The following is a 17,660-nucleotide window of genomic DNA, read 5'->3' as shown; positions in this document are numbered from 1 at the left end:
TTGATAGACGTAAATAATTTTGAATATATGAAAATTGGTCTTGCTTCACCGGACAAAATCCGGTCGTGGTCAAGAGGGGAAGTAAAGAAACCTGAAACAATCAACTACCGTACACTTAAGCCTGAAAAAGACGGCTTGTTCTGTGAAAGAATTTTCGGTCCGACAAAAGACTGGGAATGTCATTGCGGAAAGTATAAGCGCGTCCGTTATAAGGGTGTCGTTTGTGACCGGTGTGGTGTTGAAGTAACACGAGCTAAAGTTCGACGTGACCGTATGGGTCACATCGAGCTTGCTGCTCCGGTTTCTCACATCTGGTATTTCAAAGGGATTCCAAGCCGTATGGGTCTTGTTTTGGATATGTCTCCAAGAGCGTTGGAAGAAGTAATCTACTTTGCTTCATACGTCGTAACTGATACAGGAGATACTCCACTTGAAAAGAAGCAGTTGCTTTCTGAAAAAGAATACCGCACATACCGTGAAAAGTATGGAAAAGGGTTCTCTGCCCAAATGGGTGCAGAAGCGATTAAGCGTCTTCTAGAAGATATTGATGCTGAAAAAGAAGTTGAAATGTTAAAAGAAGAACTTAAAACTGCACAAGGACAACGTCGTACACGTGCGATTAAACGGTTAGAAGTTCTTGAAGCATTCCGTCACTCGGGCAACCAAGCAGATTGGATGATTCTTGAAGTGCTTCCGGTTATTCCGCCAGAATTGCGTCCGATGGTTCAGCTAGATGGCGGACGTTTTGCTACTTCTGATTTAAACGACCTATACCGTCGTGTAATCAACCGTAACAACCGTCTGAAACGTCTACTAGACCTAGGTGCTCCTAACATTATCGTTCAGAATGAAAAACGTATGCTTCAAGAAGCTGTCGATGCTTTAATCGACAATGGTCGTCGTGGCCGTCCAGTTACGGGACCAGGAAACCGTCCGCTTAAATCACTTTCACACATGCTGAAAGGGAAACAAGGACGTTTCCGTCAAAACTTACTTGGTAAACGTGTTGACTACTCTGGTCGTTCGGTTATCGTTGTAGGACCGAACTTGAAAATGTACCAATGTGGTCTGCCTAAAGAAATGGCACTTGAATTGTTCAAGCCGTTTGTTATGAAAGAACTTGTATCAAAAGGTCTTGCACATAACATTAAGAGTGCAAAGCGTAAGGTAGAACGTGTACAGCCTGAAGTTTGGGATGTCTTAGAAGAAGTTATTCGTGAACATCCGGTTCTTCTAAACCGTGCACCGACACTGCACAGACTTGGAATTCAAGCATTTGAACCGACACTTGTAGAAGGTCGTGCTATTCGTCTTCACCCGCTCGTATGTACAGCTTATAACGCTGACTTTGACGGTGACCAAATGGCGGTCCACGTACCATTATCTGCTGAAGCGCAAGCTGAGGCTCGAATTCTAATGCTTGCTGCCCAAAATATCTTGAACCCTAAAGATGGTAAGCCAGTAGTAACCCCTTCACAGGATATGGTATTAGGTAACTACTACCTGACACTAGAACGTGCAGGAGCTATTGGTGAAGGATCTGTGTTTAAAGATATTAACGAAGCAATCATCGCTTACGAAAATGGATATGTACACTTGCATTCAAGAATTGCGGTTCCAGTATCCAGCTTAAACAAAGAGTCCTTTACAGAGGAGCAGCAGTCTAAGCTTCTTATGACAACTGTAGGTAAATTGTTATTTAACGAGATCCTGCCGCCGTCATTCCCATATATTAACGAACCGACTACGACAAACCTTCAAGTGGAAACACCTGAAAAGTATTTCTTAGATCCGGCTGCTAATGTAAAAGAGGAAATTGAGAAGTGTGAAGAAATCGTTCCGTTCAAAAAAGGAATTCTTGGTAAGGTTATTGCCGAAGTCTTTAAGCGTTTTAAAATTACTGAAACGTCTAAGATGCTTGACCGAATGAAAGACTTAGGGTTCAAATACTCTACACGCGCTGGTATTACAATCGGTGTTTCTGACATCGTAGTATTACCTGAAAAGCAAGATATTCTTGCGATCGCGGAAGAAAAAGTCGTTACCGTTACAAAGCAATTCCGACGTGGTCTAATCACAGAAGAAGAGCGTTATGAGCGTGTAATCAACATTTGGAGTTTGGCGAAAGACGAAATTCAAAATAAATTAATGGGCACGCTTGATAAGCGCAACCCGATCTTTATGATGAGTGACTCCGGTGCCCGTGGTAACGCATCTAACTTCACGCAGCTTGCGGGTATGCGTGGTTTGATGGCCAACCCGGCTGGTAAAATCATCGAGCTTCCAATCAAATCAAGTTTCCGTGAAGGACTTACAGTACTTGAGTACTTTATCTCTACTCACGGAGCGCGTAAAGGTCTTGCCGATACAGCCCTTAAAACAGCTGACTCTGGTTACCTTACTCGTCGTTTGGTTGACGTTGCTCAAGACGTTATTGTACGTGAAGATGACTGCGGAACAGACCGTGGATTAGATGTTGCAGCTATTAAAGAAGGCAATGAAATCATTGAACCGTTACATGAGCGTCTGATCGGACGTACAGCTTATAAAAAGGTGTACCATCCAGAAACAAATGAAATCCTTGTAAATGTTAACGAATTGATTACAGAAGATATGGCTGCTCATATTGAAGAAGTAGGCGTTAATTCTGTTACAATCCGCTCTGTATTTACTTGTGACACACGTCATGGCGTATGTAAAAAATGTTATGGACGTAACCTTGCAACAGGCTCTGACGTTGAAGTTGGGGAAGCTGTTGGAATCATCGCCGCTCAATCCATCGGTGAGCCAGGTACACAGCTTACAATGCGTACCTTCCATACAGGTGGGGTAGCCGGAGACGATATCACACAAGGTCTTCCGCGTATCCAGGAATTGTTCGAAGCGCGTAACCCGAAAGGTCAAGCCGTTATCTCAGAGCTTGAAGGTACGGTTGTTAGCGTGAACGACAATAAGGATAAGCGTGAAGTTGTCGTTCAAGGTGAAATTGAATCTAGATCTTACACAATCCCATTCGGTGCCCGTATTAAGGCAGTTGAAGGCGATAAAGTAGTGGCTGGTCAAGTATTGACTGAAGGTTCGATCGATCCGAAAGAATTAATCAAAGTTCGCGGTGCAGAAGGCGTTCAAGAATACCTATTGCGTGAGGTACAGAAAGTTTACCGTATGCAAGGGGTAGAAATTGGCGATAAGCACGTTGAAGTAATGGTTCGCCAGATGCTTCGCAAAGTGCGTATCATCGATTCTGGTGATTCTCAAGTTCTTCCTGGAGCACTTATGGATATCCATGCATTCACTGATGTTAACCGTAATGTACTTCTTGAAGGTGGAACTCCTGCTACAGGACGACCGGTGCTTCTTGGTATTACAAAAGCATCACTTGAAACAGAATCGTTCTTGTCTGCAGCTTCGTTCCAAGAAACAACACGAGTTCTTACGGATGCTGCCATTAAAGGTAAGCGTGACGAATTACTCGGACTTAAAGAAAACGTAATTATCGGTAAATTGATTCCAGCTGGTACGGGTATGAACCGTTACAGAAACATCGGTATCAACTCGCCGGTAGTTGAAGAAGAGAACAGCGAAGAAGCAGAATTGCCAACAGCGCTAGTTTCTCAAGATTAATAAATGAGATGTTGACATAGGGAGCGCATCGGTGATATTATTACGGATGTGCTCCTAAGAATTGTTACTTTGGAGGATATTCGTATGTCTTATGAAAAAGTGACACAGGCTTCTGAAATTATCGTAGGTACTAAGCAAACAATCAAAGCTTTACAAAACGGCGAAGTCAAAGAGCTGGTCGTTGCGGAAGATGCTGATTTTCGGGTAACGAGCAAAGTCTTGCAGATTGCCGAAGAGAGTCGAGTTCCGATCGTGAAGGTTGATTCCATGAAAAAGCTTGGAAAAGCATGCGGTATAGATGTCGGGGCCGCAACTGTTGCGATAAAAGGATAAAATTATTGTTTTTGCGTGGGAGCAATGCCTTTCGCTCCGAAGCGCAAAAACTTTCTTTTGTCCCAAAATGAACCACCTGGGTCGGTGGCATTACAAATCGAGAGAGGAGGAAAAACAAATGCCTACAATTAACCAATTAGTACGCAAAGGTCGTGTTTCTAAAATTAAGAAATCTGACTCTCCTGCGTTAAATAAAGGTTACAACAGCTTCAAAAAGTCTCAAACTAACGTTTCATCTCCGCAAAAGCGTGGAGTTTGTACACGTGTTGGTACGATGACTCCTAAGAAGCCGAACTCGGCGCTTCGTAAGTATGCCCGTGTTCGTCTTACAAACGGAATTGAAGTTACAGCTTACATTCCTGGTATCGGGCACAACCTTCAAGAGCACAGTGTTGTTCTTATCCGCGGAGGACGTGTAAAGGATTTACCAGGGGTACGTTACCACATCGTACGTGGTGCGCTTGATACGGCTGGTGTTACAAACCGTATGCAAGGTCGTTCTAAGTACGGAACAAAGCGTCCTAAGGAAGCTAAGAAATAATATCAGATTTTAAAAATATTACAACTATCAGAAAGGAGGGGACCACATGCCACGTAAAGGACCTGTTGCTCGTCGTGATGTGTTACCTGATCCAATTTACAAGTCTAAGCTTGTAACTCGTCTAATCAATAAAATTATGATTGACGGTAAGAGAGGGGTAGCTCAAACAATCTTGTACAATGCGTTTGATCTTATTAAAGAACGTACAAACCAAGATCCTATGGAAGTGTTTGAACAAGCTCTTAAAAATATCATGCCAGTTCTTGAAGTTCGTGCTCGCCGTGTTGGTGGAGCTAACTACCAAGTACCAGTTGAAGTTCGCCCAGAGCGTCGTACAACATTAGGACTTCGTTATTTAACGAACTACTCTCGTCTACGCGGAGAAAAGACAATGGAAGAACGTCTTGCGTATGAGATCATGGATGCTGCTAATAACACTGGTGCTTCTGTTAAGAAGCGTGAAGATATGCACAAAATGGCAGAAGCAAACAAAGCGTTTGCTCACTACCGCTGGTAAAATCATAGAGACAGTTCTCGGACTGTCTCTAAAACACTATAAAAATTCCTTTGCATAAGGAAGGAGAGAAATTCATGGCTAGAGAATTCTCCTTAAAAAATACTCGTAATATCGGTATCATGGCTCACATCGATGCTGGTAAAACAACGACTACTGAACGTGTACTTTACTATACTGGCCGTATCCACAAAATCGGTGAAACTCATGAAGGAGCTTCACAAATGGACTGGATGGAGCAGGAACAAGAGCGTGGAATCACGATTACTTCCGCTGCTACAACTGCTCAATGGAAAGGTCACCGTGTCAACATTATTGACACACCAGGACACGTAGACTTTACAGTTGAAGTAGAACGTTCATTACGTGTATTAGACGGAGCGGTTGCTTTACTTGATGCTCAATCAGGTGTAGAACCACAAACAGAAACAGTATGGCGTCAAGCTACAACTTACGGAGTACCTCGTGTAGTATTCGTAAACAAAATGGACAAGATTGGTGCGGACTTCTTATATTCCGTAAAAACCATTCATGACCGCCTTGGTGCTAACGCTCACCCGATTCAATTACCGATCGGTGCGGAAGACCAATTCGAAGCAATCATCGACTTAGTTGAAATGAAAGCTGTATTCTACGGAAACGACCTTGGTACTGATATCGAAGTTCGTGAAATTCCTGAAGAACACATGCCTTTAGCTGAAGAATACCGCAACAAATTAGTTGAAGCGGTAGCTGAGCTTGACGAAGAAATGATGATGAAGTACTTAGAAGGCGAAGAGATTACGAAGGAAGAACTTAAAGCAGGTATCCGTCAAGGGACTTGTAACGTTGACTTCTACCCAGTAATGTGTGGATCGGCATTTAAGAACAAAGGTGTTCAGCTTATGCTTGACGCAGTTCTTGATTACCTTCCATCGCCGGTTGATGTACCAGCAATCAAAGGAATTCTTCCAGATTCAGAAGAGGAAGTAACTCGTGAATCAAGTGACGAAGCACCATTCTCTGCACTTGCATTTAAAGTTATGACTGACCCTTATGTTGGTAAGTTAACATTCTTCCGTGTGTACTCAGGTACATTAAACTCTGGATCATACGTACAGAACTCTACAAAAGGAAAGCGCGAGCGTGTTGGACGTATCCTTCAAATGCACGCAAACTCCCGTGAAGAGATCTCTATCGTATATGCTGGAGATATCGCAGCTGCTGTAGGTCTTAAAGACACTACAACTGGTGATACACTTTGTGATGAAAAGAACCTTGTTATCTTAGAATCCATGGTATTCCCAGAGCCGGTTATCTCACTATCTATCGAGCCGAAGTCGAAAGCAGACCAAGACAAGATGGGTATGGCACTTGCTAAGCTTGCTGAAGAAGATCCAACATTCCGTACTGAAACAAACGAAGAAACTGGACAAACGATCATCGCAGGTATGGGTGAGCTTCACCTTGACATCCTAGTTGACCGTATGCGCCGTGAATTCAAGGTAGAAGCTAACGTGGGTGCTCCTCAGGTTGCTTACCGTGAAACAATTCGCCAAGCTGCTAAAGTTGAAGGTAAATTCGTTCGTCAGTCTGGTGGTCGTGGACAATACGGTCACGTTTGGGTTGAATTCGAGCCAGGTGAAGAAGGATCTGGATTCGTATTTGAAAACAAAATCGTTGGTGGGGCAGTTCCTCGTGAATATATCCCTGCTGTACAAAATGGTATTGAAGAATCAATGAAAAACGGTATGCTTGCTGGTTTCCCATTACTTGACCTTAAAGCTCGTATCGTTGACGGATCTTACCATGATGTTGACTCCAACGAAATGGCGTTTAAGATTGCCGGTTCAATGGCTCTTAAAAACGCAAAAGCTAAATGTGATCCTGCTATTCTTGAGCCGATTATGAAAGTTGAAGTAACGGTTCCTGAAGAGTACATGGGAGACATTATGGGTGACGTAACTTCTCGTCGTGGACGTGTAGAAGGTATGGAAGCTCGTGGTAATGCACAAATCGTTAAGGCGATGGTTCCACTTGCTGAAATGTTCGGATATGCAACTAGCTTGCGTTCTCGTACACAAGGCCGTGGTACTTACTCCATGCACTTCGATCACTACGAAGAAGTACCGAAGTCAATTTCTGAAGAAATTATCAAAAAAGCAACTGGAGCTTAAGCTCACCGGTTGTAAGAAGCAACATTTTCATGTAATCTAAAATGGGCGGCTTCAAACCTGTCTGTTTTAAATAAAAAATCTACTATATGTAACCATATTTAAGGAGGAATCTTTCTCATGGGTAAAGAGAAATTTGATCGTTCCAAAACGCATGCTAACATTGGTACTATCGGTCACGTTGACCATGGTAAAACAACTTTAACAGCTGCTATCACTACTGTTCTTGCAAAGAAGAGCGGTAAAGGTGTAGCTATGGCTTATGACCAAATCGACGGTGCTCCAGAAGAGCGCGAGCGTGGAATCACAATCTCAACGGCACACGTTGAGTATGAAACTGATTCTCGTCACTACGCACACGTTGACTGCCCAGGACATGCTGACTATGTTAAGAACATGATCACTGGTGCAGCACAAATGGATGGTGGGATCCTAGTAGTATCTGCTGCTGACGGCCCAATGCCACAAACTCGTGAGCACATCCTTCTTTCTCGTCAAGTAGGTGTTCCATACCTTGTTGTATTCATGAACAAGTGTGACATGGTTGACGACGAAGAACTTCTTGAGTTAGTTGAAATGGAAGTTCGTGATCTTCTTTCTGATTACGATTTCCCTGGAGATGACATTCCTGTAATTAAAGGTTCTGCTCTTAAAGCTCTTGAAGGAGACGCTGAGTGGGAAGCTAAAATTTTCGAACTTATGGACGCGGTAGATTCTTATATCCCAACTCCTCCACGTGACGTAGACAAGCCGTTCATGATGCCAGTTGAGGATGTATTCTCAATCACTGGTCGTGGTACAGTTGCTACTGGTCGTGTTGAGCGTGGACAAGTTAAAATTGGTGATGTAATTGAGATCCTTGGTCTTACTGAAGAGCCGAAATCAACTACTGTAACAGGTGTTGAAATGTTCCGTAAGCTTCTTGACTATGCTGAAGCTGGTGACAACATTGGTGCACTTCTTCGTGGGGTTTCTCGTGAAGATGTTGAGCGTGGACAAGTTCTTGCTAAGCCAGGAACTGTTAAAGCACACACTAAGTTCAAATCAGAAGTTTATGTTCTTTCAAAAGAAGAGGGTGGACGTCACACTCCATTCTTCTCTAACTACCGTCCTCAGTTCTACTTCCGTACAACTGACGTAACTGGTATCATCCAACTTCCTGAAGGCGTTGAAATGGTAATGCCTGGAGATAACGTTGAGATGACTGTAGAACTAATCGCTCCAATCGCTATCGAAGAAGGAACTAAGTTCTCTATTCGTGAAGGTGGACGTACAGTTGGTGCAGGCGTAGTTGCAACAATCACTGAGTAATCATATTACTCTTTAATAAAAGCACTCTCCTTTTGGAGGGTGCTTTTTTATATAAATTAGGATTCATTTTTTATGAAAAATGATACATCATTAAAAAAATAACCACCATGAGCTCTCAATTCCAATGTAGCAGTAGTAAAAATGGGGTCGGAGCTGCATCGAAACGTGTCATTCCAAACGTTTTAATGCTCAATCCAAAAGTTTTTGGTCTGAATCCACGAGTTTTGCTGCTGAATCCAAAAGTTTGTGGGCTGAATCCAAAAGTTTTTGCCTTATATCCACGAGTCGACATATATCGACATCCCGCTCACATAGCCAAGCCCACACATAAGCCCACACACAAGCCACACGCCACCGTGAAAAAAAACCTTCTATATAAGAAGAAACACATTCCACTATATAAAAGAAGAAAAAGGAAGTTGAAATCATAGGCTAAAGCCTCTATAATAGAAAAAGTGCGATTAAGCAATAAAAATTAGAAAAAAGCTTGCATTAGGCATTGCTTTTCTCTATAATGAGTAATGTTGGTCATTCACTGCGATGATTCGGAAGGTTGCTGACACGCCAGGCCCCTTTGCCATGGCAGGCGATATCAGGTTGAATTTCCGCGGAGCAATGTCTGTTTATCAAAATAGGCGAATAAAGGAGGGAAAATAATGGCAAAGCAAAAGATTCGTATCCGTTTAAAGGCGTATGATCACAGAATTCTTGATCAATCTGCTGAGAAAATCGTTGAAACTGCTAAGCGTTCAGGAGCAAAGGTATCTGGTCCAATCCCACTACCTACAGAAAAGGCTATCTACACGATCCTTCGTGCGGTTCATAAGTACAAGGACTCTCGTGAGCAGTTCGAAATGCGTACGCATAAGCGTTTGATCGACATCATCGAGCCAACACCACAAACTGTTGATTCGTTAATGCGTTTGGATCTACCGTCTGGTGTAGACATCGAAATTAAACTATAATTTCACGATTGCTTTATATAATATTTTACTTATTAATAGGAGGTGTGACGAATGACCAAAGGAATCTTAGGTAAAAAAATTGGTATGACTCAAGTTTTCGCTGAAAACGGAGATTTAATTCCAGTTACTGTTGTAGAAGTAACTCCAAATGTCGTTCTTCAAAAGAAATCCGTAGAAAACGATGGCTACGAAGCTATCCAACTTGGATTTGACGATAGAAAAGAATCCCGCACGATTAAGCCGCAAGCAGGTCATGCTGCAAAAGCAAGCACAAGCCCTAAGCGCTACGTTAAGGAATTCCGCAATGTTGATGCTGCGGGATACGAAGTTGGTCAGGAAGTCAAGGTTGATATTTTTGCAGAAGGTGACGCTGTAGACGTTACTGGTACATCTAAAGGAAAAGGATTCCAAGGTGTTATCAAACGTCACGGACAATCTCGTGGACCAATGAGTCACGGATCCCGTTATCACCGTCGTCCTGGTTCAATGGGTGCAGTTGACCCTAACCGTGTTTTCAAAGGGAAAGCATTGCCTGGACGTACTGGTGGAGATACAGTAACTGTACAAAACCTTGAAGTAGTTAAGGTTGATACAGAACGTAATCTTCTTTTGATCAAAGGTAACGTACCTGGAGCGAAAAAGAGCTACGTTACAATTAACTATGCTGTTAAAGCAAAGGATGCTAAATAAGGAAGGAGGACAATCTGATGCCAAAAGTAGCATTATTTAAACAAGATGGTACTCAAGCTGGCGATATCGAATTAAACGATTCCGTTTTCGGTATTGAACCAAATAAGAGCGTACTATTCGACGCTGTTATTATGCAGCAAGCATCACAGCGCCAAGGAACTCATGATGTTAAGAACCGTTCCGAAGTTGCAGGTGGTGGACGCAAGCCATGGAAACAGAAAGGTACTGGACGTGCTCGTCAAGGATCTATCCGTTCTCCACAATGGGTTGGCGGTGGAGTGGTTTTCGGACCTACACCAAGAAGCTATGCTTACAAACTTCCTAAGAAGGTTCGCCGTTTAGCTATTAAATCAGCGCTATCTTCTAAGGTTTTAGATAACGATCTTATTGTTCTAGAAGCACTAGGTTTTGATGCTCCAAAGACAAAAGACATGATTCAAGTTTTAGCAAATCTATCCGCAGATCGCAAAGCACTAGTTGTAACTGCTGATTACAATGACCATGTTGCATTATCTGCTCGCAACATCCCAGGCGTAACAGTTGTTACGGCTAACGGCGTTAGTGTTCTTGACGTGTTAAACCACGACAAGCTTCTTATGACTAAAGACGCTGTGGAAAAAGTAGGGGAGGTGCTCGCATAATGGAAGCTCGTGATGTGATTAAGCGCCCCGTTATTACAGAGCGTTCTACTGAAATAATGGCTGACAAAAAATATACGTTTGAAGTTGATCCACGTGCAACTAAAACTCATGTTAAAGCTGCATTGGAAGAAATTTTCGGCGTAAAAGTACAATCTGTAAACACTGCAACTTACAAAGGTAAGTTCAAGCGCGTAGGTCGTCATACTGGTTATACGTCTAAACGCAAAAAAGCAGTAGTAACATTAACTCCAGAAAGCAAAGAACTCGACTTTTTTGAAGGAGTTTAAAAAGAACTCGTAAAGGAGGGAAATTACGATGGGTATTAAAAAGTTTAAACCGACAACAAACGGTCGTCGTGGTATGTCTCAGCTTGACTTTGCTGAAATCACAACTGACCAGCCAGAAAAATCCTTGCTTGCTCCTGTCACCAGAAAAGGTGGACGTAACAACCAAGGTAAACTAACTGTTCGTCATCAAGGTGGTGGACACAAGCGTAAGTATCGTATTATCGATTTCAAACGTAACAAGGATGGAATACCAGGTCGCGTTGCTACAATCGAATACGATCCAAACCGTACAGCTAACATCGCGCTTATCCACTATGCAGATGGTGAGAAGCGTTATATCCTAGCTCCTAAAGGAATTCAGGTTGGACAAGAAATCATGTCTGGTACTGAAGCTGACATCAAAGTAGGTAATGCTTTACCGTTAGCTAACATTCCTGTAGGTTCTACAATTCACAACATCGAACTTAAGCCTGGTAAAGGTGGACAACTAGCTCGTTCAGCTGGTGCTAACGCTCAACTTCTTGGTAAAGAAGAAAGATACGCACTAGTTCGTCTTGGTTCTGGTGAAGTTCGTATGATCCTTCTAACTTGCCGTGCAACAATCGGTCAAGTTGGTAACTTGGAACACGAACTTGTAAACGTAGGTAAAGCAGGACGTTCACGTTGGAAGGGTATCCGCCCTACAGTTCGTGGTTCTGTAATGAACCCTAACGATCACCCACACGGTGGTGGTGAAGGACGCGCTCCAATCGGACGTAAATCACCAATGTCTCCATGGGGTAAACCAACTCTTGGATACAAAACTCGTAAGAAAAACAACCAATCAGACAAGTACATTGTACGACGTCGCAAAAAATAATGTGATTGTCCTACGGTTCAATCGAGCCGTAGCGCAAACACAAAGGGAGGTTCTCGAATGGGTCGCAGTTTGAAAAAAGGGCCTTTTGTAGATGACCACTTGATGAAAAAGGTCGAGGTACTTAATGAATCTAACGACAAGAAAGTAGTTAAAACTTGGTCTCGTCGTTCTACGATTTTCCCTGACTTCATCGGTCACACAATCGCTGTTTATGATGGTCGTAAGCATGTGCCGGTATATGTAACAGAAGATATGGTCGGCCACAAGTTGGGTGAATTTGCTCCAACGCGTACTTACAAAGGTCACGCAGCTGATGATAAGAAAACAAGACGTTAATTGAGGGGAGGTACACAAAATGGAAGCAAAAGCAATTGCTAAACAAGTGCGTATTGCTCCTCGTAAAGCTCGCATCGTAATCGACTTGATTCGAGGAAAGCAAGTAGGTGAAGCACTTGCGATTCTACGTTTGACGCCTAAAGCAGCTTCTCCTGTAATTGAAAAGGTGCTTAAGTCTGCTATCGCAAACGCAGAACACAACTATGAAATGGAACCGAACAACTTAGTGATTAAGCAAGCGTTCGTTGATGAGGGTATTACCCTTAAGAGATTCCGTCCACGTGCCATGGGTCGTGCAAGCAGAATCAACAAACGAACTAGCCACATCACAATCGTTGTTTCTGAAAAGAAGGAGGGTTAAGACGTGGGTCAAAAAGTAAATCCAATAGGTCTACGTATTGGCGTCATCCGTGACTGGGATTCAAAATGGTACGCTGAAAAGGATTACGCTAATCTTTTACATGAAGACCTTAAAATCCGTTCATATATTGAAAAGCGTTTAAAAGACGCTGCAGTATCTGGTGTTGAAATCGAACGTGCAGCAAATCGTGTTAACATCACGATCAAAACTGCTAAGCCTGGAATGGTAATCGGTAAAGGTGGATCTGAAGTGGAAGCACTTCGTAAAGCTCTTAACGATATCACTGGCAAAAGAGTTCATGTAAACATCTTTGAAATCAAGCAAGCTGACGTTGATGCTAAGCTAGTAGCTGAAAACATCGCTCGTCAACTTGAAAATCGTGTATCTTTCCGTCGTGCGATGAAGCAGGCGATCCAACGTGCAATGCGTATGGGTGCGAAAGGTATCAAAACACAAGTGTCAGGCCGTCTTGGCGGAGCTGATATCGCTCGTGCAGAACATTACAGTGAAGGAACTGTTCCTCTTCACACGCTTCGCGCAGACATCGACTATGGTACTGCTGAAGCAGACACAACTTACGGTAAGCTTGGTATTAAAATCTGGATTTATCGTGGTGAGGTCCTTCCAACAAGAGGAACGAAAAAAGAGGAAGGAGGCAAATAATTATGTTATTGCCAAAACGTGTTAAATATCGTCGTGAACACCGTGGTAAAATGCGTGGAAACGCAAAAGGTGGTACGGAAGTTCACTTCGGAGAATTCGGTTTGCAAGCCCTTGAAGCTTCTTGGATTACAAACCGTCAGATCGAAGCAGCTCGTATTGCGATGACTCGTTATATGAAGCGTGGCGGTAAAGTATGGATTAAAATTTTCCCGTCTAAGCCTTACACTGCAAAGCCTCTAGAAGTTCGAATGGGTTCCGGTAAAGGTGCTCCTGAAGGATGGGTAGCAGTAGTTAAGCCAGGAAAAGTTATGTTTGAAATCGCAGGTGTCTCTGAAGAAGTGGCACGCGAAGCGTTGCGTCTTGCAGCACACAAACTTCCTGTAAAGTGTAAGTTTGTTAAACGCGAAGAAGTGGGTGGTGACACAAATGAAGGCTAATGATATTCGTAACCTGACCACTGCAGAAGTTGAACAAAAAGCAAAAGCACTTAAAGAAGAGCTTTTCAACCTTCGTTTCCAACTAGCGACAGGTCAACTAGAAAACCCAGCCCGCATTCGTGAAGTTCGTAAAGCAATTGCCCGTGCAAAAACGGTTTTACGTGAAAGAGAGCTTGGGATTACTAACGGTTAAATCTTGAGAGGAGGTTCGCACAATGAGTGAACGTAACCAGCGCAAGGTGTACACTGGTCGTGTTGTTTCTGACAAGATGGACAAAACGATTACAGTACTTGTTGAGACATACAAGACACACTCTTTATATAACAAGCGCGTTAAATACTCTAAAAAGTTAAAAGCGCATGATGAAAATAACACTGCTAAGATCGGTGATGTCGTGAAAGTTATGGAAACACGCCCGCTTTCCAAGGATAAGCGATTCCGTCTAGTGGAAGTTATTCAAGAAGCAGTAATTATTTAATAAATTGTTCGGATTATATTCGTATCCGAAAGGAGGTCCATTCGCATGATTCAACAAGAATCCCGTTTAAGAGTAGCAGACAACTCCGGTGCGAAAGAGCTACTTTGCATTAAAGTTCTTGGTGGTTCTGGTCGTAAATACGCTAACGTTGGTGACATTATCGTTTGTTCGGTTAAGTCCGCAACACCAGGTGGCGTTGTTAAGAAAGGTGACGTTGTTAAAGCAGTAGTGGTACGTTCTAAGCGTGGCATGCGCCGTAACGACGGATCATATATCCGCTTTGATGAAAACGCGGCTGTAATCGTAAAGGATGACAAAGGTCCTCGAGGAACTCGTATCTTCGGACCAGTAGCCCGTGAACTTCGTGACAAGCAATTTATGAAAATCGTATCTCTTGCTCCAGAAGTTCTTTAATCTATTTACTAGCAAGGCTCTTACTGTCTTGTAAGGAGGTGCAACATCACAATGCCATTGCATGTGAAAAAAGGCGATAAAGTACAAGTAATTTCAGGTAAGGATAAAGGCAAACAAGGCGTTATCCTTGAAGCGTTTCCGAAATTGAACCGTGTGCTTGTTGAAGGCGTGAACGTTGTTAAAAAACACGCAAAACCTTCTCAGGCTAATCCGCAAGGCGGAATTCTTAGCCAAGAAGCACCGATTCATGTTTCTAACGTAATGCCTCTTGACCCTAAGACTGGTGCGCCTACTCGTGTAGGTTACCAAGTAGTTGAAGGGAAAAAAGTTCGTGTGGCCAAAAAATCTGGTGAATTCCTAGATAAATAAGTCTCAGAGTGAAAGGAGGACACATAATGAACCGTCTACAAGAGCGATATAAAGCAGAGATCTTACCATCTCTAATGGAAAAGTTTAATTACACTTCAGTAATGCAAGTACCTAAAATCGAGAAAATCGTTATCAACATGGGTGTTGGTGAAGCAGTTTCCAACTCTAAAGTGTTAGATACAGCAGTAGAAGAACTTACAGCAATCGCTGGTCAAAAGCCTGTGATTACTCGTGCTAAAAAGTCTATCGCTGGATTTAAGCTTCGTGAAGGCATGCCGATCGGATCAAAAGTTACACTTCGCGGAGAGCGCATGTATGACTTCCTTGATAAGTTAATCAGCGTTTCCCTTCCACGTGTTCGTGACTTCCGCGGGGTTTCCAAGAAGTCTTTCGACGGCCGCGGTAACTACACGCTTGGTGTTAAAGAACAATTGATTTTCCCTGAGATTGACTATGATAAAGTAAACAAAGTTCGCGGAATGGACATCGTTATTGTAACGACTGCGAACACTGACGAAGAAGCTCGTGAGCTTCTAACACAAGTCGGAATGCCATTCCAAAAATAACCTTTAGCCAAAGGAGGTTTACCCGTGGCAAAGAAATCCATGATTGCTAAGCAACAACGCAAGCAAAAGTTCCAAGTGCAAGAATATACGCGCTGTGAACGTTGCGGGCGTCCTCATTCAGTAATCCGCAAGTTCAAATTGTGTCGTATTTGTTTCAGAGAACTTGCTCATAAAGGTCAAATTCCTGGCGTTAAAAAAGCCAGCTGGTAATACCCTGAAAAAAGGGAAGGAGGTAACTAGTAATGGTTATGACAGATCCAATTGCAGATATGCTTACTCGTATCCGCAACGCAAACACTGTTCGTCACGATAAGTTGGAGCTTCCTGCTTCTAATATGAAAAAAGAAATAGCTGAAATCCTTAAGCGTGAAGGCTTTGTACGCGATGTGGAATATGTAGAGGATAGCAAACAAGGAATGATTCGCATCTTCCTTAAGTACGGTTCTAACAATGAGCGTGTAATCTCAGGTCTTAAACGTATTAGTAAGCCTGGTTTACGTGTATACGCAAAATCAAGCGAATTGCCACGTGTTCTTGGCGGACTTGGTATTGCGATCGTATCTACTTCTAAAGGCATTATGACTGATAAAGAAGCTCGCCAAACACAAATGGGCGGCGAAGTACTAGCGTACGTTTGGTAATAAAAAGCGAATGGAGGTGTCATCATGTCTCGCGTAGGTAATAAACCGATAGAAGTCCCAAGCGGCGTTACGATCAATGTTGCATCTGACAACACTGTATCTGTAAAAGGTCCAAAAGGTGAACTTTCTCGCACATTTAATGCTGACATTAAAATTAATCAACAAGATAACTTAATTACAGTGGAACGCCCGAGCGACCACAAAGAGCACCGTGCACTACACGGTACAACTCGTAGCGTACTAAACAACATGGTAATTGGTGTAACAAACGGTTATGAAAGAGCTCTTGATATTATCGGGGTTGGATATCGTGCTTCCAAGTCTGGTAACAAGCTTGTACTTAACGTAGGTTACTCACACCCAGTTGAAATCGTTCCTGAACAAGGAATCGACATTGAAGTACCTTCAAACACAAAGGTAATCGTTAAGGGTATTGACAAGCAACGTGTAGGTGAAGTTGCTGCAAACATCCGTTCAGTTCGTTCACCAGAGCCTTACAAAGGTAAAGGTATTCGTTACGAAGGTGAATTCGTACGCCGTAAAGAAGGTAAGACAGGTAAATAAAGCCGTTAGGTAGCGGAAAGGAGTGCAAAGGATGATCACGAAAGCTGATAAGAATGTCGCTCGTAAGAAAAGACATGCTCGTGTTCGCCGCGTTGTAAGCGGAACAGCACAACGTCCTCGTTTGAACGTATTCCGTTCTACAAAGCACATCTATGCTCAATTGATCGATGATCAAGCAGGTGTAACAATTGTATCTGCATCTTCCCTTGATAAAGGTGTAAGTGTAGAAAACGGTGGAAACGTCGATGCTGCTAAAGCGATTGGCGAAGAAATCGCTAAGCGCGCAGTTGAAAAAGGAATCAAATCGGTTGTATTTGACCGAGGAGGATATTTATATCACGGACGTATTAAAGCATTAGCAGACGCAGCTCGCGAAGCTGGGTTAGAATTTTAATCGAAGGAGGGAACCTGATGCGTATCGACCCTAACAAACTTGAACTTGAAGAACGCGTCGTTACGGTTAACCGTGTAGCTAAGGTAGTAAAAGGTGGACGTCGTTTCCGCTTTGCTGCAGTGGTTGTCGTAGGTGACAAAAATGGTCACGTTGGATTCGGTACTGGTAAAGCCCAAGAGGTGCCAGAAGCGATCCGTAAGGCGATTGAAGATGCTAAGAAAAACTTAGTAACTGTACCGATTGTAAAAACATCAATTCCTCACCAAGTAATTGGACGTTTTGGAGCAGGGAACGTACTTCTAAAGCCTGCATCTGAAGGTACTGGGGTAATTGCTGGTGGACCTGTACGTGCAGTATTGGAGCTTGCTGGTGTAGGTGACATTCTTTCTAAGTCACTTGGATCTAACAACCCAATCAACATGGTTCGTGCAACAATCGAAGGATTGAAAAATTTAAAGCGTGCTGAAGACGTTGCGAAACTTCGCGGTAAATCAGTACAAGAGCTTTTAGGTTAAGGA

25 protein-coding genes are annotated in these 17,660 nt (G+C 42.9%); all 25 read left to right on the top strand.

All coding sequences use genetic code 11. The annotated features are described in order from the left end of the window. The 25 genes from rpoC (at nt 1) to rpsE (ending at nt 17,657) form a co-directional block, all read left to right on the top strand. Nucleotides 1-3,624 (top strand): DNA-directed RNA polymerase subunit beta', encoded by a 3,624-nt coding sequence (gene rpoC, locus KUV80_RS17675; protein ID WP_222464045.1) that lies wholly within the window; start codon nt 1-3, stop codon nt 3,622-3,624. An 84-nt stretch (nt 3,625-3,708) separates the two neighbouring features. Continuing rightward, a complete protein-coding gene (locus KUV80_RS17670) occupies nt 3,709-3,957 on the top strand; it encodes a 50S ribosomal protein L7ae-like protein (RefSeq protein WP_222464070.1) in 249 nt (82 codons plus the stop codon). A 118-nt stretch (nt 3,958-4,075) separates the two neighbouring features. Next, the gene (rpsL, locus tag KUV80_RS17665) at nt 4,076-4,498 is read left to right on the top strand and encodes a 30S ribosomal protein S12 (protein WP_077365504.1); all 423 of its coding nucleotides are present in this window, start codon (nt 4,076-4,078) and stop codon (nt 4,496-4,498) included. Nucleotides 4,499-4,544: 46 nt separating this feature from the next. Then, the gene (gene rpsG, locus KUV80_RS17660) at nt 4,545-5,015 is read left to right on the top strand and encodes a 30S ribosomal protein S7 (RefSeq protein WP_066237973.1); all 471 of its coding nucleotides are present in this window, start codon (nt 4,545-4,547) and stop codon (nt 5,013-5,015) included. A 74-nt stretch (nt 5,016-5,089) separates the two neighbouring features. Next, nucleotides 5,090-7,168, top strand: coding sequence for an elongation factor G (fusA, locus tag KUV80_RS17655; RefSeq protein WP_222464044.1), 2,079 nt, complete (start codon nt 5,090-5,092; stop codon nt 7,166-7,168). A gap of 117 nt (nt 7,169-7,285) precedes the next feature. Further along, entirely contained in the window at nt 7,286-8,476 is a 1,191-nt protein-coding gene (gene tuf / locus KUV80_RS17650) for an elongation factor Tu (protein WP_222464043.1), read from the top strand. A 656-nt stretch (nt 8,477-9,132) separates the two neighbouring features. Continuing rightward, a complete protein-coding gene (gene rpsJ / locus KUV80_RS17645) occupies nt 9,133-9,441 on the top strand; it encodes a 30S ribosomal protein S10 (RefSeq protein WP_053356198.1) in 309 nt (102 codons plus the stop codon). Nucleotides 9,442-9,492: 51 nt separating this feature from the next. Next, nucleotides 9,493-10,131: a 50S ribosomal protein L3 gene (gene rplC, locus KUV80_RS17640; protein WP_222464042.1), complete on the top strand. Its 639-nt coding sequence runs from the start codon at nt 9,493-9,495 to the stop codon at nt 10,129-10,131. Nucleotides 10,132-10,148: 17 nt separating this feature from the next. After that, nucleotides 10,149-10,772, top strand: coding sequence for a 50S ribosomal protein L4 (rplD, locus tag KUV80_RS17635; protein WP_222464041.1), 624 nt, complete (start codon nt 10,149-10,151; stop codon nt 10,770-10,772). After that, the gene (gene rplW, locus KUV80_RS17630; RefSeq protein ID WP_222464040.1) at nt 10,772-11,059 is read left to right on the top strand and encodes a 50S ribosomal protein L23; all 288 of its coding nucleotides are present in this window, start codon (nt 10,772-10,774) and stop codon (nt 11,057-11,059) included. The genes rplD and rplW overlap by 1 nt, the downstream gene beginning before the upstream one ends. 28 nt (nt 11,060-11,087) lie before the next feature. Next, nucleotides 11,088-11,918: a 50S ribosomal protein L2 gene (gene rplB, locus KUV80_RS17625; protein ID WP_222464039.1), complete on the top strand. Its 831-nt coding sequence runs from the start codon at nt 11,088-11,090 to the stop codon at nt 11,916-11,918. A 57-nt stretch (nt 11,919-11,975) separates the two neighbouring features. Then, nucleotides 11,976-12,254 (top strand): 30S ribosomal protein S19, encoded by a 279-nt coding sequence (gene rpsS, locus KUV80_RS17620; RefSeq protein ID WP_222464038.1) that lies wholly within the window; start codon nt 11,976-11,978, stop codon nt 12,252-12,254. Nucleotides 12,255-12,273: 19 nt separating this feature from the next. After that, nucleotides 12,274-12,615, top strand: a complete 342-nt coding sequence (gene rplV, locus KUV80_RS17615; protein ID WP_066237948.1) for a 50S ribosomal protein L22 — start codon at nt 12,274-12,276, stop codon at nt 12,613-12,615. Between the two features lie 3 nt (nt 12,616-12,618). Next, on the top strand, nt 12,619-13,278 hold the full coding sequence (gene rpsC / locus KUV80_RS17610) for a 30S ribosomal protein S3 (RefSeq protein WP_222464037.1): 660 nt from the start codon (nt 12,619-12,621) through the stop codon (nt 13,276-13,278). Nucleotides 13,279-13,280: 2 nt separating this feature from the next. After that, on the top strand, nt 13,281-13,715 hold the full coding sequence (gene rplP / locus KUV80_RS17605) for a 50S ribosomal protein L16 (RefSeq protein ID WP_066237943.1): 435 nt from the start codon (nt 13,281-13,283) through the stop codon (nt 13,713-13,715). Further along, nucleotides 13,705-13,908 (top strand): 50S ribosomal protein L29, encoded by a 204-nt coding sequence (rpmC, locus tag KUV80_RS17600; protein WP_066237940.1) that lies wholly within the window; start codon nt 13,705-13,707, stop codon nt 13,906-13,908. The genes rplP and rpmC overlap by 11 nt, the downstream gene beginning before the upstream one ends. Before the next feature lie 22 nt (nt 13,909-13,930). Beyond that, nucleotides 13,931-14,194, top strand: a complete 264-nt coding sequence (rpsQ, locus tag KUV80_RS17595; protein ID WP_222464036.1) for a 30S ribosomal protein S17 — start codon at nt 13,931-13,933, stop codon at nt 14,192-14,194. Between the two features lie 45 nt (nt 14,195-14,239). Continuing rightward, nucleotides 14,240-14,608, top strand: coding sequence for a 50S ribosomal protein L14 (rplN, locus tag KUV80_RS17590; protein WP_066237936.1), 369 nt, complete (start codon nt 14,240-14,242; stop codon nt 14,606-14,608). A 57-nt stretch (nt 14,609-14,665) separates the two neighbouring features. Next, nucleotides 14,666-14,977 (top strand): 50S ribosomal protein L24, encoded by a 312-nt coding sequence (gene rplX, locus KUV80_RS17585; protein ID WP_222464069.1) that lies wholly within the window; start codon nt 14,666-14,668, stop codon nt 14,975-14,977. 26 nt (nt 14,978-15,003) lie between these two features. Beyond that, nucleotides 15,004-15,543: a 50S ribosomal protein L5 gene (gene rplE / locus KUV80_RS17580; protein ID WP_222464035.1), complete on the top strand. Its 540-nt coding sequence runs from the start codon at nt 15,004-15,006 to the stop codon at nt 15,541-15,543. A 24-nt stretch (nt 15,544-15,567) separates the two neighbouring features. Beyond that, nucleotides 15,568-15,753, top strand: a complete 186-nt coding sequence (locus KUV80_RS17575; protein ID WP_222464034.1) for a type Z 30S ribosomal protein S14 — start codon at nt 15,568-15,570, stop codon at nt 15,751-15,753. Nucleotides 15,754-15,785: 32 nt separating this feature from the next. Next, nucleotides 15,786-16,184, top strand: a complete 399-nt coding sequence (gene rpsH, locus KUV80_RS17570) for a 30S ribosomal protein S8 (RefSeq protein ID WP_222464033.1) — start codon at nt 15,786-15,788, stop codon at nt 16,182-16,184. A 24-nt stretch (nt 16,185-16,208) separates the two neighbouring features. Beyond that, nucleotides 16,209-16,748, top strand: coding sequence for a 50S ribosomal protein L6 (gene rplF, locus KUV80_RS17565; RefSeq protein WP_222464032.1), 540 nt, complete (start codon nt 16,209-16,211; stop codon nt 16,746-16,748). A 31-nt stretch (nt 16,749-16,779) separates the two neighbouring features. Further along, a complete protein-coding gene (rplR, locus tag KUV80_RS17560; protein ID WP_066285554.1) occupies nt 16,780-17,142 on the top strand; it encodes a 50S ribosomal protein L18 in 363 nt (120 codons plus the stop codon). Nucleotides 17,143-17,156: 14 nt separating this feature from the next. Continuing rightward, nucleotides 17,157-17,657 (top strand): 30S ribosomal protein S5, encoded by a 501-nt coding sequence (gene rpsE, locus KUV80_RS17555; RefSeq protein ID WP_222464068.1) that lies wholly within the window; start codon nt 17,157-17,159, stop codon nt 17,655-17,657. Nucleotides 17,658-17,660 lie beyond the last annotated feature (3 nt).

It is taken from the genome of Fictibacillus nanhaiensis, from assembly GCF_019801215.1.
Classification (GTDB): domain Bacteria; phylum Bacillota; class Bacilli; order Bacillales; family Fictibacillaceae; genus Fictibacillus; species Fictibacillus nanhaiensis_C.
This window is presented reverse-complemented; position numbering and strand designations above follow the sequence as displayed.

What these genes read in the sequence shown, in the direction of transcription:
- KUV80_RS17670 (WP_222464070.1), top strand. Translation starts at nt 3,709, where the DNA reads ATGTCTTATGAAAAAGTGACACAGGCTTCTGAAATTATCGTAGGTACT.
- rpsL (WP_077365504.1), top strand. Translation starts at nt 4,076, where the DNA reads ATGCCTACAATTAACCAATTAGTACGCAAAGGTCGTGTTTCTAAAATT.
- rpsG (WP_066237973.1), top strand. Translation starts at nt 4,545, where the DNA reads ATGCCACGTAAAGGACCTGTTGCTCGTCGTGATGTGTTACCTGATCCA.
- fusA (WP_222464044.1), top strand. Translation starts at nt 5,090, where the DNA reads ATGGCTAGAGAATTCTCCTTAAAAAATACTCGTAATATCGGTATCATG.
- tuf (WP_222464043.1), top strand. Translation starts at nt 7,286, where the DNA reads ATGGGTAAAGAGAAATTTGATCGTTCCAAAACGCATGCTAACATTGGT.
- rpsJ (WP_053356198.1), top strand. Translation starts at nt 9,133, where the DNA reads ATGGCAAAGCAAAAGATTCGTATCCGTTTAAAGGCGTATGATCACAGA.
- rplC (WP_222464042.1), top strand. Translation starts at nt 9,493, where the DNA reads ATGACCAAAGGAATCTTAGGTAAAAAAATTGGTATGACTCAAGTTTTC.
- rplD (WP_222464041.1), top strand. Translation starts at nt 10,149, where the DNA reads ATGCCAAAAGTAGCATTATTTAAACAAGATGGTACTCAAGCTGGCGAT.
- rplW (WP_222464040.1), top strand. Translation starts at nt 10,772, where the DNA reads ATGGAAGCTCGTGATGTGATTAAGCGCCCCGTTATTACAGAGCGTTCT.
- rplB (WP_222464039.1), top strand. Translation starts at nt 11,088, where the DNA reads ATGGGTATTAAAAAGTTTAAACCGACAACAAACGGTCGTCGTGGTATG.
- rpsS (WP_222464038.1), top strand. Translation starts at nt 11,976, where the DNA reads ATGGGTCGCAGTTTGAAAAAAGGGCCTTTTGTAGATGACCACTTGATG.
- rplV (WP_066237948.1), top strand. Translation starts at nt 12,274, where the DNA reads ATGGAAGCAAAAGCAATTGCTAAACAAGTGCGTATTGCTCCTCGTAAA.
- rplP (WP_066237943.1), top strand. Translation starts at nt 13,281, where the DNA reads ATGTTATTGCCAAAACGTGTTAAATATCGTCGTGAACACCGTGGTAAA.
- rpmC (WP_066237940.1), top strand. Translation starts at nt 13,705, where the DNA reads ATGAAGGCTAATGATATTCGTAACCTGACCACTGCAGAAGTTGAACAA.
- rpsQ (WP_222464036.1), top strand. Translation starts at nt 13,931, where the DNA reads ATGAGTGAACGTAACCAGCGCAAGGTGTACACTGGTCGTGTTGTTTCT.
- rplN (WP_066237936.1), top strand. Translation starts at nt 14,240, where the DNA reads ATGATTCAACAAGAATCCCGTTTAAGAGTAGCAGACAACTCCGGTGCG.
- rplE (WP_222464035.1), top strand. Translation starts at nt 15,004, where the DNA reads ATGAACCGTCTACAAGAGCGATATAAAGCAGAGATCTTACCATCTCTA.
- rpsH (WP_222464033.1), top strand. Translation starts at nt 15,786, where the DNA reads ATGGTTATGACAGATCCAATTGCAGATATGCTTACTCGTATCCGCAAC.
- rplF (WP_222464032.1), top strand. Translation starts at nt 16,209, where the DNA reads ATGTCTCGCGTAGGTAATAAACCGATAGAAGTCCCAAGCGGCGTTACG.
- rplR (WP_066285554.1), top strand. Translation starts at nt 16,780, where the DNA reads ATGATCACGAAAGCTGATAAGAATGTCGCTCGTAAGAAAAGACATGCT.